This is a genomic window from Chitinophaga sp. H8, assembly GCF_040567655.1.
Classification (GTDB): Bacteria; Bacteroidota; Bacteroidia; order Chitinophagales; family Chitinophagaceae; genus Chitinophaga; species Chitinophaga defluvii.
The window spans coordinates 1462350-1479390 of record NZ_JBEXAC010000002.1; the positions used below are offsets into that span (position 1 = coordinate 1462350).

At 44.0% G+C, this 17041-nt stretch carries 15 protein-coding genes; 9 read left to right on the top strand and 6 right to left on the bottom strand.

The window, feature by feature from the left end; genetic code table 11:
• The first annotated feature begins 106 nt into the window (after positions 1-106).
• Positions 107-1117, top strand: coding sequence for a vWA domain-containing protein (locus ABR189_RS19835; protein ID WP_354662214.1), 1011 nt, complete (start codon positions 107-109; stop codon positions 1115-1117).
• Between the two features lie 77 nt (positions 1118-1194).
• Positions 1195-2124, top strand: coding sequence for a ribosome small subunit-dependent GTPase A (gene rsgA, locus ABR189_RS19840; protein WP_354662215.1), 930 nt, complete (start codon positions 1195-1197; stop codon positions 2122-2124).
• A gap of 180 nt (positions 2125-2304) precedes the next feature.
• On the opposite strand, the gene ABR189_RS19845 is transcribed toward rsgA, so the two are convergent.
• Together ABR189_RS19845 and ABR189_RS19850 are read right to left on the bottom strand one after the other, a co-directional pair.
• A complete protein-coding gene (locus ABR189_RS19845) occupies positions 2305-2457 on the bottom strand; it encodes a hypothetical protein (RefSeq protein ID WP_354662216.1) in 153 nt (50 codons plus the stop codon).
• Positions 2458-2520: 63 nt separating this feature from the next.
• A complete protein-coding gene (locus ABR189_RS19850; RefSeq protein WP_354662217.1) occupies positions 2521-3045 on the bottom strand; it encodes a gamma carbonic anhydrase family protein in 525 nt (174 codons plus the stop codon).
• 172 nt (positions 3046-3217) lie between these two features.
• Here ABR189_RS19850 and ABR189_RS19855 point away from each other — a divergent pair, with 172 nt between their 5' ends.
• Positions 3218-4402, top strand: a complete 1185-nt coding sequence (locus ABR189_RS19855; protein ID WP_354662218.1) for an aspartate aminotransferase family protein — start codon at positions 3218-3220, stop codon at positions 4400-4402.
• A 73-nt stretch (positions 4403-4475) separates the two neighbouring features.
• Here ABR189_RS19855 and ABR189_RS19860 read toward each other — a convergent pair whose 3' ends face one another.
• Positions 4476-6983 (bottom strand): DUF5686 family protein, encoded by a 2508-nt coding sequence (locus ABR189_RS19860; RefSeq protein ID WP_354662219.1) that lies wholly within the window; start codon positions 6981-6983, stop codon positions 4476-4478.
• 121 nt (positions 6984-7104) lie between these two features.
• Here ABR189_RS19860 and ABR189_RS19865 point away from each other — a divergent pair, with 121 nt between their 5' ends.
• The 5 genes from ABR189_RS19865 (at position 7105) to ABR189_RS19885 (ending at position 10726) form a co-directional block, all read left to right on the top strand.
• A complete protein-coding gene (locus ABR189_RS19865) occupies positions 7105-7767 on the top strand; it encodes a hypothetical protein (protein ID WP_354662220.1) in 663 nt (220 codons plus the stop codon).
• Between the two features lie 72 nt (positions 7768-7839).
• On the top strand, positions 7840-8136 hold the full coding sequence (locus ABR189_RS19870) for a winged helix-turn-helix domain-containing protein (protein ID WP_354662221.1): 297 nt from the start codon (positions 7840-7842) through the stop codon (positions 8134-8136).
• 51 nt (positions 8137-8187) lie between these two features.
• The gene (gene creD / locus ABR189_RS19875; RefSeq protein ID WP_354662222.1) at positions 8188-9579 is read left to right on the top strand and encodes a cell envelope integrity protein CreD; all 1392 of its coding nucleotides are present in this window, start codon (positions 8188-8190) and stop codon (positions 9577-9579) included.
• 70 nt (positions 9580-9649) lie between these two features.
• Positions 9650-10021, top strand: a complete 372-nt coding sequence (locus tag ABR189_RS19880; RefSeq protein ID WP_354662223.1) for a diacylglycerol kinase — start codon at positions 9650-9652, stop codon at positions 10019-10021.
• A gap of 21 nt (positions 10022-10042) precedes the next feature.
• Positions 10043-10726: a DUF1361 domain-containing protein gene (locus ABR189_RS19885; RefSeq protein ID WP_354662224.1), complete on the top strand. Its 684-nt coding sequence runs from the start codon at positions 10043-10045 to the stop codon at positions 10724-10726.
• Between the two features lie 30 nt (positions 10727-10756).
• Here ABR189_RS19885 and ABR189_RS19890 read toward each other — a convergent pair whose 3' ends face one another.
• Entirely contained in the window at positions 10757-14119 is a 3363-nt protein-coding gene (locus ABR189_RS19890) for a hypothetical protein (RefSeq protein ID WP_354662225.1), read from the bottom strand.
• A 58-nt stretch (positions 14120-14177) separates the two neighbouring features.
• Here ABR189_RS19890 and ABR189_RS19895 point away from each other — a divergent pair, with 58 nt between their 5' ends.
• Positions 14178-14822 (top strand): MBL fold metallo-hydrolase, encoded by a 645-nt coding sequence (locus tag ABR189_RS19895; RefSeq protein ID WP_354662226.1) that lies wholly within the window; start codon positions 14178-14180, stop codon positions 14820-14822.
• Positions 14823-15008: 186 nt separating this feature from the next.
• Here ABR189_RS19895 and ABR189_RS19900 read toward each other — a convergent pair whose 3' ends face one another.
• Both ABR189_RS19900 and arfB read right to left on the bottom strand, forming a co-directional pair.
• A complete protein-coding gene (locus tag ABR189_RS19900; protein ID WP_354662227.1) occupies positions 15009-16550 on the bottom strand; it encodes an oligosaccharide flippase family protein in 1542 nt (513 codons plus the stop codon).
• 85 nt (positions 16551-16635) lie between these two features.
• The gene (arfB, locus tag ABR189_RS19905; protein WP_354662228.1) at positions 16636-17037 is read right to left on the bottom strand and encodes an alternative ribosome rescue aminoacyl-tRNA hydrolase ArfB; all 402 of its coding nucleotides are present in this window, start codon (positions 17035-17037) and stop codon (positions 16636-16638) included.
• Positions 17038-17041: the final 4 nt, after the last annotated feature.

Genomic DNA, 17041 nt, shown 5'->3' on the forward strand with positions numbered 1-17041 from the left:
CAGGTGGTTTGCAGCAGCAGGCATTTGTTCACTGGTAATTATCCCAATGCAGTAAGTGAGGAGTAAAGCGTTGGCCATTTGTAAATGAAAATTCGTAATTGATCTGATGAATTTTGAGATCTGGAAAAATATAGAATTTGCTTATCCCGGTTTTTTCTGGCTGTTATTGCTGGTACCGGTGATGATATACTGGTATTTTTCGCGTCAGCGCAAGCAGCGTGGGTTTATGCAGGTATCTTCCCTGGCAGGATTAAAAGGATTGCCGGTATCCTGGAAGGTGCGGTTCCGTCCCTTATTGCTGGCATTGCGGATGCTGGCATTTATTGCATTGGTAGTAGCATTGGCAAGACCTCAAACGTCTAATACTTCTGAAAATATAGATAGTGAAGGGATTGATATCGTATTGAGCATAGATATCTCAGGAAGTATGCTGGCAGAAGACCTGCGACCCAACAGGATGGAAGCTGCCAAAAAGGTAGCGATGGACTTTGTGGACAAGCGTATCAGTGACCGTATGGGGTTGGTGATCTTTTCCGGTGAAAGTTTTACCCAATGCCCCATTACAACAGATCATGCGGTACTCAAGAACCAGATCATGCAGATAAAAAGCGGCATGCTGCAGGATGGAACGGCTATTGGTATGGGACTGGCTACTTCAGTAGACCGTTTACGTAACAGCCAGGCAAAAAGCAAAGTGATTATCCTGCTTACTGACGGGGTGAATAACACTGGGTTGGTAGATCCCCTCACAGCCCTTGAAATAGCAAAAGCCTTCAAAATAAGAGTATATACAATTGGCGTAGGTACCTATGGGAAAGCCCCTTTTCCGATGACTATGCCTGATGGTAGCGTACAGATGCAGATGCAGGATGTACAGATAGATGAGCCCCTGATGAAGAAGATCTCGCATGAAACCGGCGGCAAGTATTTCCGTGCTACCAATACCAATGACCTGCAGAACATTTACCAGGAGATTGATAAGCTGGAAAAAACCAAGGTAGAGATTACCTCTTACAAGCGTTTTACGGAGCATTTTTTCCTGCTGGCGATGATAGCCCTCACCTGCCTGTTGCTGGAAATGGTATTGCGCTATACTTTGTTCAGAAGTTTACCTTAATACAGATTACAAACCTCACACGGGGTCGCTACCATAAAATGCCCTAACTTTACGGGCACTTTTATAATATTGATCTATTGCAAGCAACGGTTTACAAGTCTACAGGTAGTTGGTACGTGGTAAAAAGCACCACGGGGGAGTTTTTCAAAGCCCGTATGAAAGGGATTTTCAAAAAAGACGGGGATATTACCTCCACGAACCCTATTGCGGTGGGAGATACCGTAGCAATTGTACCGGAAGAGGGTGGAGATCATACAGCGATGATCACTGAAATAGCCGACCGGCATAATTATATTGTAAGAAGTTCTCCTCACCGTAAGCATCAGAAACATATCGTTGCAGCCAATATGGATCAGGCATTGCTGATCTGTACGCTCAAAGAGCCACGTACTTCTCAGGGATTCATAGACCGGTTTCTGGTCACGGCAGCAGCCTATCATATACCGGTAATCCTGGCCTTTAATAAGATGGACCTGTATAAGGAGAAGCAGGTAGAACAGTTTGCGGAATATGAGCAGCTCTATACTGAAATTGGCTATCAGGTGATACTTACCTCTGCCACCACGGGGTATGGTGTTCCGGAGCTGGGTACGCTGCTACATAATAAAACCACATTGATGTCCGGTCATTCCGGGGTGGGCAAATCTTCACTGATCAATGCCCTGTTGCCGGATCAGCAACTGAGAACCAAGGCAGTCAGTGGTTGGAGCGGTAAAGGGCTGCATACCACTACTTTTGCAGAAATGTTTGACCTGAAAGAAGGAGGACGAATTATTGATACCCCCGGGCTAAGAGAATTCGGTATTGTAGACATTCCCAAAGCAGAATTATCTCATTATTTCCTGGAAATGCAGCCTTATATCAGCGAGTGCCAGTTTAACAACTGTTTGCATATTAACGAGCCGGGATGTGCGGTGAAAGAGGCCGTAAACGAAGGCAAGATCAATGTAGAGCGCTATGTTAGCTATGCCACTATTCTGGAAACCATTACAGAAGAAGAGTATTAGGAGGATAGCCTGACCTCTTACCCTCTCCGGCCCTTTTTGGGTTTATTCATCTCATCCAGTACCTTTTCAGCACCCCAGTTGGGTTTAGGTTGGGGGCAACCGGTTTTTTGTGTACGGCAACTTCCCAGAGTTATTATCATTATTGCCAGTAATAGAAGAAAGGATCGTTTCATAAGCGGATCAGAATAGGCGCTGCATTTGTTTGCCAGCTTTGCTGTTTTGTTTTTTATTGTCTTTGCTGTAGTAGTTGCTGCCCGGGCAACCATATTTCTGGGAAGAACAACTGGTAATAAGTATACCAGTCAGCATGAGTAATGCCAATAGTTTTTTCATAGGGAGGTATTTCTACCTGCAATATAATTATTTTTTATAAAGTGTGTAATGCCTTTTGGCGGATTATTTTTCTTCTTCCTTAAACCAGCTGGCGTACATGATGTAGTTATCCGCAATACGGTTGATTTCTCCTCTGATGAGGTCCATATTAATGTCTTTGATCTTTTTGGCAGGTACACCGGCATATACGGTACCTTTTTCTATATGGGTACCTTCCAGCACCACAGCACCCGCTGCAATAATGGTATTTGCGCCTACATGGGCATTATCCATGATAATAGCCCCCATGCCTACCAGTACATCGTCTTCGATTGTACAGCCATGTATAATAGCATTATGGCCTACTGATACATTATTGCCAATGACGGTTTTGGTTTTTTCGTAGGTACAATGGATCACAACGCCATCCTGGATATTCACTTTATTGCCCATACGGATACTGTTGACATCGCCCCGTACTACGGCATTAAACCATATGCTGCATTCGTTGCCCATTACCACATCGCCTACAATAGTAGCGTTGGGGGCCACAAAACAGTTTTCTCCCATTTTGGGATACACTCCTTTTACAGGTAAGATTACAGGCATGATGTGTAGTTTTTAAGCTGAAAGTGATAATGCTCCTGCATAAAAGCAATGGCCGGAAGTGGGAGGCTTTTGCTTTATATGTTTCCGCAAATATAGCATATGTGGCATTAAGCAAAAAGCATTCCCTGCATTTCTCCTACCTTCGCATCATAAATTAAGCGCAGCAAGTGATATGAATAACAGGCAACTTTTTCTGCGGCACGTAGCGCAGACTTCTGATGCCCCTCTGGCATTGGAAATAGTGAAAGCGGCAGGCATGTATATGTGGGATGTGAATGGCAAGCAATACCTGGATCTGATAGCCGGTATTAGTGTATGCAATGTAGGGCATTGTCATCCGGCTGTTGTAAAAGCAGTACAGGAACAGGCGCAGCAGTATATGCATCTGCTGGTATATGGAGAAATGGTACAATCGCCTCAGGTGGCTTTTGCCAGTTTGCTTACGGCTCACCTGCCCTCCTCCTTGGATAGTGTGTATTTTACGAACTCAGGAACAGAAGCAGTAGAAGGTGCTATGAAGCTGGCCAAGAGATACACCGGCAGAACAGAGATCATTGCATTTGAACGTAGTTATCATGGCTCTACACAGGGGTCTTTAAGTATCCTGGGAGATGAACACTGGCGCAATGCCTACCGCCCGTTACTCCCGGATGTGCAGCATGTGATATACAATGCATGGGAAACGCTGGATCGTATTACCACACGTACCGCCTGTGTAATAGCTGAAAGTGTGCAGGCAGAAGGGGGGGTAATAGTGCCACAACGGGACTGGATACACGCACTCCGGGAGAAATGTACTGCCACCGGTACATTATTGATACTGGATGAAATACAATGTGGGCTGGGTCGCAATGGTTCACTATGGGCATTTGAGCAGCTGGGAGTGGTACCTGATATTTTACTATTAGGCAAAGCATTAGGAGGTGGTATGCCACTGGGGGCTTTTATTGCATCACGTGAAATCATGTGGAGCCTTACAAATAATCCTGTATTGGGACATATTACCACATTTGGCGGACATCCGGTTAACTGTGCTGCGGGACTGGCCGGCATGCAGGCATTGCTGGATGAGCAGCTGGTAGCCGGGGTTAAAGAAAAGGAGCAGCTATTTTTGCAACATCTGCAGCATCCGGCCATCCGGGCAGTACGCTCTCTGGGGTTGATGATAGCAGTGGAGATGGAAAGCTTTGCAGTAAATAAAAAGGTAATTGATTATTGTATAGAGAAAGGCATCTTAACCGACTGGTTCCTGTTTGCGCCGGAATGTATGCGTATAGCGCCACCATTGACGATCACACCGGAAGAGATACGCACTGCATGCCGTACCATCTGTGAAGCACTTGATAATGTATCATAAGCATATTGTGAAGGATATTGTCTGAAAAGAGAAACGCCGTACAGTTTTTCTTTTCAGGCATTACAGCAGCTGATCAGAATTGCAGCCTGAAGCTGCCGAATACCCCAAATCTTCGCTTGTAAGAGTCATTAGGGATGGTCCCTGGTGCTACCCGCCAAACAAAGTCTACCCGTAAAAACCGGAAGATGTTTTCTATTCCCGTACCCACTTCGAGGTAAGGGCTGCCATGCAGTGTACGGAAAGGATAGCCGGCTACAAAGTTTAATTGTTTGTTTTCTTCAGATAAGGCACCGATGATTCCTTTGGCTGTCCAGAATTGCCGCAGCTTCAGTTTTTTAATGAGTGGGATATATCCAAAAATACCATTGCCTATGGTATGCTCTATATTAAATCCTGCGTATTGATCACTGATAAACTCGAAACGGTTCATCATGTTAAAGGCATATTTGTTGTAGTAGTAAATCTCATTACCTGGGTGTACTTCCAGCATGGTGTAGGGTAAAGTGCCGAAGATCTTTCCGGCAAATAGATTATAATATAAAGTACCAAACGGGGGGAGCTTGACGTAGTCTGAAATGCTCATGACCATTTTCTGATACCGGTTGCCACTATTCATGACACCAGGTATACCAAAAGCATATCTTAGTTCAGTAATAGGATACTTACTTCCCAGACTTACCCGGTAATAATTTCCTTCGAGGAATTTTTCCTGGAATGCATAACGGATTTTTAGTTCCATTTCTGTGTTTACCATAGGATCATTTCCTGCTGCTGTTTTGGGAAAATGCAGATTGGTAGGAAGCGGTTCAAATGGGTGGAAGTTTTTATGAGCGAGGGATAGTTGGTAAGAAAAGCCACTGTAGTATTCTTTAAAAAACTCTATCCGCTTTTCTTCTACCATCAGGAATTTTTGTGGTATGCCAGATTTGCGGATCGCGAGTGTGAAAATGTTGTCAGATCCCACTTCATCATAATATTTGGTACCATTATCCAGGTCTTTCGTATAGGCACCATAGAGGTAGGTACGCGGGTGTCTTTTCAACAACCACAACGCTGATATCTTTCCTTTGTATACATGATCATCAAAGCCATAGGCCAGGTATCCGTAGAGGTATATGTTTTTATTAAACTGTGGCGTAGTACCCAGATCCATGCGGAGGCGAAATCCTTCCAGTTTGTTTTTACTAAAGAGATAATAGTATGGTCCGAGTTCGATAGGGCCAAGCGGCTTGTACCCGGTAGCCAGGAACCGGATTGTATTGGAGTATCTTTGAAAGAGTGGCATTTTCTGCAAGGAGTCTACCATTTGATAGATACCTACTTCATTTTTGCTTAAACTGTCGTGCCGGTTCTTAGCCCAGAAAGTATCCTGTTTATTGGCTGCATTTTCCAGTACGGTTACATTTTGCTGAAAGTTCTTATTAGTGAAGATATTGGTAGCCGCTGTATCGTTGGTAACAATGCTTTCATAAGTAGTGGTTTTCCGGCCAATGAACTCAATGGTTTTGCCGGGCCTGGGCGCTGGTGCCCAGAAGTCGGCAATGAATTTATCTTTTGCCAGGAACCAGGAGCTGTCGGCCAGTTGTTTAAACTCCTGTACCAGGCTTATTTTTCTGATGAAATTTATATTGGCATCATTAGGTACGGACAAGGTAGTTTTTTGTATGGCATAGGTGGAATCCTGCACCCAGAGGTCGCCAATAAAAGTATTCTCTCCTTTACGTTTAGGAGCAAAGTTTAGTTTAATAAACCGTTGGCCGCTTACATACTGGGTATCTGCGATTTTGTAATCATAATAGAATGCACCATTGTTGTTAACAGGACTTACAAACTGCTTGTCAAACACTGGCATGAAATTATCATACACATTGAGGTTCTGATACATGCCACCAAGAAACTTAACCACACTTTGGTTGTCGATTCCTGAAGTACGGCTGGCTTTGATCACTTCCTTTACTTTTTTAGGACTTCGCTGGTAATAATAATCAGAGAGTGATTCTGTCAAGAATACCGGCAGGAAAGGTTTGGTTTCTGAGGTACTGTCTACATTATCAAAGATAAAGGCAAAGGGTTTGGTAAAGCGGTTTTTACTGATCTTATCCTTGTTGAGGTTCTTCACATCCAGTTCCAGTTTATTGTAGACCTCGTATTTGTAATTATCCAGTTTGTTGTAATTATTAAATGGTTTTTGCCGGATAATTTGTTTGAGGAGGATGAGTGCAAAGTTTACATTGGCTTTGATCTCATAGGTCTTTAAAGAAACATCAGACCGGGTCATTTCAAAATCAATGATTTGTTCGGGAGTGTTTTTATTTACGGGTAATACCAGTGAGTTATAGCCCATTACTCTTGCCTGGAGAGAATCAGCAGAGATACTGCTTAACTCAAATGTATATTTGCCTGCTTCATTACTGACAATGCCTGTATTGGTGCCAACAAACCGGATAGTAGCAAAGGGGATGACCTCCTGGGAATGCGCATCTCTTACCACACCACTCACCTTGAATTGCTGGGCATGCAGATTTGAGCAACATAGGGTTATGCAAAAAAATAAGGCCAATATCCTTTTCCAGTCAATCATAACTAGGAACAATATTATATCTTTTGACGAACAAGAAGCAATGATACCCCCACTTATAGTCAAAAATATATTTTGCTGTTTTAGATATTATTGTAACTTTGAATTACAAAGTGCTTTTTATATGAATGAGCAGCAACATCTGGAAACATTAAGTGATATAAGGCGGATGATGGAACGGAGCAGCCGTTTTATCTCCCTTAGTGGGCTCAGTGGTATAAGTGCCGGTATTACTGCGCTGGCCGGAGGATATATAGCCTATACCTGGCTTACAGCTTATTATACGAGATGGGAAGCTACCGGTGCCTTTAACCTGGCTGATTTTAAATTACTTAAAATAAAGTTGGTCATATTAGCCGGAGTAGTATTAGGAGTGGCTTTATGTGTAGGAACATTTTTTACCTGGCGGAGAGCGAGGCGGAATCAGTTACCTATCTGGGATGCTACTTCCAGAAAAGTGCTGATTAATGTAGCGATTCCGCTGGCGGCTGGTGGCGCTTTTATAGGCGGCTTGTTATATAACCACCTGGAGGGTATGGTAGCACCTACCTGCCTTGTTTTTTACGGGCTTGCCCTGGTAAATGCCAGTAAGTATACTTTATCAGATATACGTTATTTGGGGATCACCGAAATCATATTGGGTGTTATTAATCTTTTCTTTTTGAGAAGAGGGCTTTATTTTTGGCTGCTGGGCTTTGGTGTATTGCACATTATTTATGGCGCTTTGATGTGGTGGAAATATGAGCGGCAGCCCGCAGCGCACGATGCACGCCCAACTGCCAGCTAGTTTTTTGTATGTTGGGAAACAGGCAGATAGCAGTGAGTGTGTCTGCACTTGGTTTAAGAAAATTGTGATTTGATGAACCCAATAGGTAACTTAAATAAAATATTTGACAGCCGCATAAGACTGGGGGTGATGAGCATTTTAATGGTCAACGATGAAGTGAACTTCAATGATCTGAAGCAGATGCTGGAGGTTACCGATGGCAATCTGGCCTCCCATCTGAATACATTGGAGGAAAATGGTTATCTGAAAGTATATAAGGGGTTTATCGGGCGTAAAACCAACACGACCTATGCCATTACACCAGCAGGAGAAAAGGCATTCAAAGGTCATCTGGCAGCGCTGGAGAGCATGATCAAGTTTACCAAGTAATTTTTTTTGTCTTTATACTTTGAAACACAAAGTGCTTTTAAATACATTACCATGGAAATACCAGAAATTAAAGAAACCAAAGGCTTTCTCAGAAGATATGCCTATGCTGTAAAAGCCATTGTTATTGGCATACTTGTTTTAATGTTATTAATACCCACCGCGTTAATCCTGGGCATTATTTCAGAGCGGAAAGCTTTGCAGGATGAGGCTACTACGGAGGTAAGTGCTAAATGGGCCAACGCACAACGGGTAGCTGGTCCGGTGCTGGTAGTACCTTATATTAAGGTTCCGGAGAATACAGCGGTAGTAAAGGGACAGGAAGAAATAGCGTACGCTTATTTTTTACCTGATAAGCTGGTTATTAACGGGGAGCTGTTACCTGAAATCAGGAAAAGAGGTATTTATGAAGTGGCGGTGTATAATTCCCAGTTGAAATTGAATGGTACCTTTTCGCCTTTGGATGCCAGTAAACTGAGTGTACCATTGAACATGCTACAGTTCAATAAAGCTTTTTTAGCGGTTGGGCTGAGTGATATGCGTGGTATTGGAAATGAAGCGCAGGTAATGTGGAATGGAAAACCTTTTGTCTTTAATCCGGGAGCGGTTGCCAATGGGTTATTTACAACGGGGCTTCAGGCCGGTATACCAGTAGTTACTACTACGGATCAACCTGGTTCAGCGGGCAAGCAGGATGCCGGCCTGACCGGTAAGCTGGCTGAAGGGTATGAGTTTGAAATAACCCTTATGCTGAAGGGGTCTGAACAAATCTTCTTCACTCCTGTTGGCAAAACCACGCAGGTAAACCTTCAGTCGAACTGGTCTAATCCAAGTTTTGCAGGCGCTTTCCTGCCTGACAAGCGGGAGATCACAGCAAAGGGTTTTACGGCCTCCTGGCAGGTGCTGGACCTGAACCGAACTTTCCCGCAGCGCTGGGTAAGCGGGGATCCTTATGACATCAGCACTGCTGATTTTGGGGTAAAACTTTTTATGCCGGTAGATGGTTATCTGAAATCCACCCGTGCGGTAAAATATGCGATCCTCATTATAGGACTTACTTTCCTGGTGTTTTATTTTATTGAATTGTTACAGCACCGGGCTGTGCATCCATTACAATATATACTGATCGGCATAGCCTTATGCATATTCTACACCTTGCTCATCGCCCTGGCAGAGCAGCTGACTTTTAACCTGGCATATCTGGTAGCTACTGTACTCACCCTGGGCCTGATCACCATGTATACTGCCAGTGTATTTAAAAGTTATCGTATGGGAATAGGTATTGGGAGTGTACTACTCTTGCTGTACAGTTTTATTTATGTGATCATTCAGTCAGAAGATCAGGCATTATTAATGGGAAGCCTTGGCTTATTTATTATTCTGGCTATTGTGATGTATTTCAGCCGTAAAATCCGCTGGGATGCTTTAGGGGAGGAAGCCGCATAAGATTGGCCGGATTTTGGCTTAAATTGAACAAGATAAGCCGTTATAGCATAAAGATGGAAAAATATATAATATGTCTGGGGTAAACCGCTCTTATTTTAGTAAACGGGTGCAAAGTTTTGGGTATGCTTTCAGTGGTATAGGTGCCTTCCTGAAAAGTGAACCACATGCACGGATACATGCCTTGGCCACGATACTGGTAATAGTTGCCGGCATATATTGCCATCTACCCGTTTTGCAGTGGATATTACTAACGATTGTAACAGGCCTGGTATGGATAACAGAAATGCTGAATACGGTTGTTGAGAAAGTAATGGATCATGTGGCTCCGGAATACCATGAACGGGTAAAATGGATTAAAGACGTGGCTGCCGGCGCGGTGCTGGTAGCCGCGCTGGTAGCGCTTATCACCGGAGGGCTTGTATTTGTGCCTTATTTCTTATAGTATGAAAATTATTGAATGAATATGAATTTGAATTTAAACAGGACCGCTGCGATAGTAAATGGCTGGATAGCCCGCAACAGGTTGCAATATACTTTGTGGGCCTCTACTTTATTCAGTCTTACTTTGTTATGCTGCCGCATTTTGCATACGGGCAAAATGCAATACATCTCAATGGTCTGGAATTTGTTCCTGGCATTTATTCCTTACGCTATTACCCGGTATATGCTTAGCTGGAATTACCAGTTTAAAGCCACCTGGATATGGACGGTTTCTTTTTTGGTATGGCTGGCATTTTTACCCAATGCTCCTTATATCCTCACAGACCTGTTCCATTTGCCTAAAGGAGGCGCCCCTATGTGGTATGATTTATTTCTGCTGCTTTCATTTGCCTGGAACGGTTTGCTGATGGGATATCTCTCTATTTGTGAAATGGAAAGCATGTGGCGTACAAGATATCCCAAATGGTCTGCTGCCCTGTTTGTTTTTCCGGTAATGTTTTTATGTGGTATGGGCGTGTATATAGGCCGTTTTATGCGATGGAACAGTTGGGATATTGTAACTAATCCGTTTGCATTGTTGACGGAAGTTGGAGATATTTTACTTCATCCGTGGGAGTTCCGTGCAGCGTGGGCATTTACGATTTGTATGGGTGTTTTTCTGAGCCTTGTTTATCCATTGATAAAAAAAATCCCGGGTCGTGTATGACCCGGGATTTTTTTATTATTAGTTGAGAGATTAGAAGTCTACTCCCAGTCCGAAGTACCAGATAGGGCTGCCTCGGAAGAAAGCTACAGCCGGCCAGCCGGCATCTACCCTGAGGAAATACCCTGCAATAGTAGTACGGGCGCCGAATCCATATCCTCCCACAAATGGTCCCAGGAAACCTTGTTTGATCTTGGTAGTTACCCCTGAGGATGGATCTGTATAAATAGCATAATTCGCATCTTTAAAGCTTAGTTTCTGGTTCCAGGCAGTACCTATATCAATAAAGGTAGTTGTCTGGAAATTACGGAGGAATGCTGAGTTAATAGGCTTGTCGATAAAGGTGGCAAATACCGGTAAACGTAATTCTGTATTCAGTAACATCACGTTGTTTCCGTTCTTGATATTTTGTTTGTAGCCACGCATGTTTACCGCCAGTGTCTGGAACGCATAATTTTCGTTTGTGTTCACAGGTGTCTGGTGTATTTTAGGATTGAGCCAGTTATCAGTACCACCCAGGTAATAGATCAGCTTACGGGAGCCCCAGGAGAGGTCGGCAGAGAACCGGGTAGCCCAGATGAAGTTCCGGTATATTTTAACATAATGCCGGGCATCAATCCCCATATTATACATAAACCGTCCTTTAGGTGGCGGATTGTTAGGATTGTTGAATACATCTCCATAGTTACCGGATATTTGTCCGTTCAGGTCGCCATATATTTTGAATCTTGTACCGTTCCAGATATTGATGGCCGGGTTGATGGTATTGTCATGTACGTATTCCAATCTTAACAGTGCCCAGTTTTCTTTCAGATCAGGTACCCGTTTAAAAGGATCTATTGCCAGGAATACCATTCTGTCTGTCCGGATACCGGTTTGGATACGGATACTTCTAACCTGATCAAAAGGATAGCGGATATCCAGTTGGTACAGATTGGTTTTTTGTTTAACAGGAATTTCCACGCCTTCTCCTACAAAAGCGGCCCGGTCTACCTTACGGTAATAAGTCAGTTTATAATCGAACCGTTTTTTCAGATAGGCAAATGAGAAGAAGTATTCCGATCCGTCCAGGGAAGAAGGAACGCGGAAGCCGCCGCTGAATTTATAATCTTCAAACAGGTCGCTGATGCCTATACGCACCAATCCATTTACGGGATCGGTAAGCCGGATAGGTCCACCCGGAGGGCCGGTATATGGCATGTATCTGTTAATCAGTACTGAGTTGTCAATTTGTGCGATCAGATAATCTGAAGAGAATTTCAGTTTATACGGCAACAGTTTAGACCTTTTAAGAATAGGTTCCGGCTCAGGCTGATCAAAAGATGACACATTGGATTTTGCAGTAGTATCTGCCGGCTCATTGCCAAACTCGCTCTGGAAGAAATCCGGATGTTTGACAGCAGTGTCTTTGGCACCACTGTTATAAGTTGGTAATCCTAGCCGCAGGCTGTCTTCATGCATTTGCCGTGCGCGGAAGCTGGTAGGGCGTGCATTTACATTCCGTTTACGTAAGGCAACGGTATCTATTTTCAGTTTATACAGCCGTTTATAATCGTTCATGGCGATTACCTCTGACACTTCTCCCTGGTCACCGGCAGCCCTTGATTCCTGAATGCCATACTGATAGTTAGTGATCGGAAATACATAGGTAGAGTCATTGGTAATACTTACCGCCTGTACGGAATCAGGCGCAGTAGTACCATAATCAGCCAGGGCAGAATCCAGCTCCAGCGGAGTTGGGTTGTGCAGGATTTCAGAACCGACAAAGAACAGGGAATCTATTCCCGCCCTTTCTGTTTTAAAGAAGCCGGCATATCTGTTACGGATTCCATTTTCATCAGATACGAATGTGAAATGGGTGGTATTGTATTGCACTGGTAATCGCGCATTACCGGTTTTCATGTTAGTTAGCTGGGTGATCTGTTTTTCAGAGCTCTTGTTCCAGTTATCTATCATGAAGATATTGTAATGACCATTAGGCAGTACGGTATCCCCGCTTTTGGCTTGAGGGGATGGCCGGTTGGATGCGTATATAATCCCACTTTTGCCTGGGAATGCTGCAAAAGAAGGTTCCAGATTATCATAGGAGTCGTTGGTAATCTGTTCTACCTTGTAATTGCTGATGCTATATGTAAATATGTTGGTGTGTCCATTCTTGATTGCAGATAAGAGCAGGGTATTATCGAATTCGAAGAAGTACTTCATATCCACTACCCTGTCGAACTGTTTGAGGTCTTGTTTAATTGTTATTTTAGTAATGAGGTCGTAGATCAGGAGTTTGGTTTTCCCTTCATGTTCATAGATCACTGCCAGGCGGTTTCCTTTTTGGTTCCATGCCAGTAAGGGATAGTTGGGATCCAGCTGGTTGGCCAGTTGGCGTACCCCGCTCTTCAGAATAACGTGTGTGTTGTATCCATACTGAATTTGCACACGGTATACCCCTTTCTTGAATTCTACCACTGCGTAGGAGTTATTTTTAGGATTAGCCTGGAAGCGGTAGAAGTCGGATTTATTGGTTTCCTTGGCAGTGATGGTACGGCCTTTGGTTACCTGTCGGCGGCGGCGGTTATCCTGCTGATACCTGCGCATGGTATACAGCATAAAGTCTTTGGTAGCATTTTTAGGGTTTTGATTCAGCACCTGTTCAAAGCCTTTCTTCAGCCCGCGGTTAATGCGTGAAATGTACATGAGGTAAGGCACTGCATCTTTACCGTATTTAGATTCCACATAATACCAGAATGCGTGTCCTGCCAGCAGTGGGTGGTCATAAGCCAGTTGGTTAAAATTGCTGTATTTACCGGAAAGGATGATCGCTTTCATCGCCTCATCATTCTTGGCATTCCAGTTTTCTGCTGCGTAGGCAATAAATCCGTCCGTGAACCATTTCGGAAAGTCTATTAATACAGCATTACCGGCAAATTCGCCAATATCTTCCCCAAATAATAAGGTTTCGAGCATTAGTCTGGCAATCCCTTGTCTGATCTGACGGTGGAGATTTTCATGGTCACCATCAAAGTATACAATCAGTTTATTACCTACCAGTTTGGTTACTCCCCCGGTATTCTGCCAGTCTACCCCGATGCCTATATTAGACTGTTTCATTTCACCGTAGCTGTTATAGACCACAATATTGGTGCGCTGCCGGAAAGAAGTTTCCATAAACTGTTCCAGCTGGGGGAGTTCTTTTTCTGCCACCTGGGCCACATACTTCCCTAATTCCAGCCCGTTTTGGCTGAAATAGGTATTGAAATGCTTGCTTTGGTAGAACCTCCACTTGAAATTCTTATGCTGTACACGATTTTGTCCGAACTCCACGGTATTCGTCTGGGCCTGCGATACAATCGTTCCAAGTAATAGGGTACAGGTGAATAATAACCTGGTAGTAAATCGGTTCATACAGAAAGTATTGATAATATTGTGTTCTGATTTAAAATTAGACAAAAATCGGGTAAGAATGATTGAAATCCAACAATTCACCTTTAATCCATTCCAGGAAAACACTTATCTTCTTATTAACGGAAAAAGGGAGTGTATAATTATAGACCCTGGCTGTTATTTTGAAGAAGAGCGAAAGGAATTGCTCCTGTATATCGAAAAGGAGGGGTTAAAGGTTACAAGACTGCTGAATACGCACTGCCACCTGGACCACATTTTCGGGAATAAGCTGGTAGCTGTTACTTATGGAGTGGGGCTGGAAATTCATCGGGCGGATGAAATAGTACTGGTACGTTCCCCTGAAGTAGGAGCTATGTATAATGTACGCTTTGAGCCGTCCCCTATGCCTTCGGCCTATCTGGAGGAGGGGGATAAGATCTCCTTTGGCGGGGTGGAGCTGGAAGTGATTTTTACACCAGGGCATTCGCCGGGAAGTGTATCTTTTTATTGCGCCGCGGAAAAGTTCCTGATTGGCGGAGATGTGTTGTTTTATCAGAGTATTGGCCGTACGGACCTTCCGGGAGGTAACCATGCCACCCTGCTGGCCAGCATCCGGGAAAAGCTGTTTGTGCTGCCGGATGATACAAAGGTATTGCCAGGGCATGGACCAGCTACTACCATCGGCTTTGAAAAACGGCACAACCCTTTTCTGAATGAAGTATAGGTAAAGAAAGGCTGGTATGTTGCTGCCTGACCCAGGAGGCGTGGTTACAGCAACAGCCCAAAGGCTGATAGTAAAGTACCCCCGAAGGCATCTGGAGCATACCGGGAAGTAAATAAGTACCGAGGCATGCTAAATATAATGGCAGATACTACTCTGCTACTGTATTTAGCATGCCTCGTTCATTCCTTACAGTTTGGCAACGAACCTGCCGATTACGGGAAGTTTGGCAAACTCCCGCTTCTCCATTTTGATAATAAACCAGGCATACAGCCCATATAACGTAGTGGCTACCAGCAGGGAAAGCGGCTTTACTGCATAGATATCCTCCGGCGACAGCCAGGTTTTATTAAGCCAGGCATACACGTAGTAGATGATTACGGCCAGTAGCGTATAGGTAATAAGTTTAGGCAGATGGTAGGGAATGGGATAATGCTTTTGCCCCCATACATAACAAATTACCATCTGTATGAAGTAACATACCATGGTGGCCAGAGCAGCACCAAAATATCCCATTACGGGGATCCACCAGTAGTTAAGTGCAAACGCCAGTATGGCAGTAATAATGGTGATTACTGCTCCTGTTTTGGTCCGATCTGTCAATTTAAACCAGATGGTAAGATTATAGTATACCCCTAGGAATATATTGGCCAGCAGCAGAATAGGTACAATCCTGAGTCCTTCATAGTAGATTTCCTGGCGAAGAAAAGCCTTCCAGATATTGAGGTACAGGCTTACAAACAAGAACATGAAGCAGAGCATTACTACAAACAGTTTCATAATGCGGGCATATGTTTTCTGAGGATTTTCTTCTTTGGCCTGTTTAAAGAAGAAGGGTTCCGCCCCCAACCGGAATGCCTGTATGAACATGGTGATCAGGATCGCCAGCTTGTAATTGGCGCTGTACAGACCAATAACTTCCTTTTTAGCCTCCAGGTCATTACCAGGGAGGTATTGTGGTAAAAACCAGGCCCGATCAAATGTTTCATTGACCATACCTGCCATGCCCACTATAATCAATGGCAGTGCGTAGCTCAGCATCTGTTTCCAAAGCTGCGGGTCAAATTGCCAGTTGATACGAATGATTTGTGGTAAAAACAGCAGGAGGGTAATCCCGCTACCAAGCAGGTTACTTAAGTAAATATACCCCAGCTGGTCGCTGCCTGCCTCTACATTGGGCAGCCAGTGGTATCCTTTTGCGTACCATTCGGGGCATAGTTTCAGGAAAAAGATATTAAAGAATATGGTAGTAGTGATGCCCGCGATGCGGATGGCTGCATAGCGTTTAGGCCGCCCTTCCTGTCGGAGTTGGGCAAAAGGGATGGCCGTAAGGGCATCAAAAGCCATGATGAGAATAATATAGGTATATAGCTGGGGATGTCCTGCAAGACCAGCCAGCTCGCCGGTATAGGAATTAATTATAGTGCCTTTGAGCAATAATAGCAGGATGGTGATGCTGATCGTAGAAAATAGCAGGGATATTGTAGCAGTGCTGAGCACCCTGGCTTCATTGTCCTTTTTGGCAAAACGGAAAAAGGCCGTTTCCAGGCCATAGGTAAGTATTATATTGGCAAAAGGAATGTAGGCATATACGTTTGACATTTCCCCAAAGGCAGCCTGGGTGAGGATTCCTCCGAGGTAAAAAGGGGTGAGGAAATAATTGAGCAACTTGCTCACAATGTTGCTTAATCCGTAGTAGATCGTCTGTCCTGCCAGTTGTTTTATGCTCAATGCCGGGATTTTAAATCAAAAATAAAGGTTCTCCGTGGTAGAAGAAGGTACAACAGGTAATAGCCTGCTATATGAAGGATGCAATTTACAACTCCGGGCCTTTGCGCCGGAGTTGTTTTTTTTCAGATAACAGCTTCTTGGAAGCCAGTCTTTTTTCTTTTACTGCCCGGGATGGTTTACTGGGGATACGTTTTTTACGAGGTATCAATGCCTTGTTTACCAGGTCGTTCATCTTTTTGATCACTTCCTGCTTATTACCCAGCTGGGTACGGGCGGTTTGCGATTTTATCTGCAAAAGCCCTTCTGCATTGATACGGTTAGCCAGCTTTTCCCGGATCAGCTGTTTTTGTTCCGCAGTGAATAAAGTGGAAGCCGCTATATCAAAATAGCCTTCTACCATGGTTTCCACTTTGTTTACATTTTGTCCACCCTTACCACCGCTGCGGGCGGTGCGGAAAGTAATTTCCGGGGACAATTCAATAATCATATTG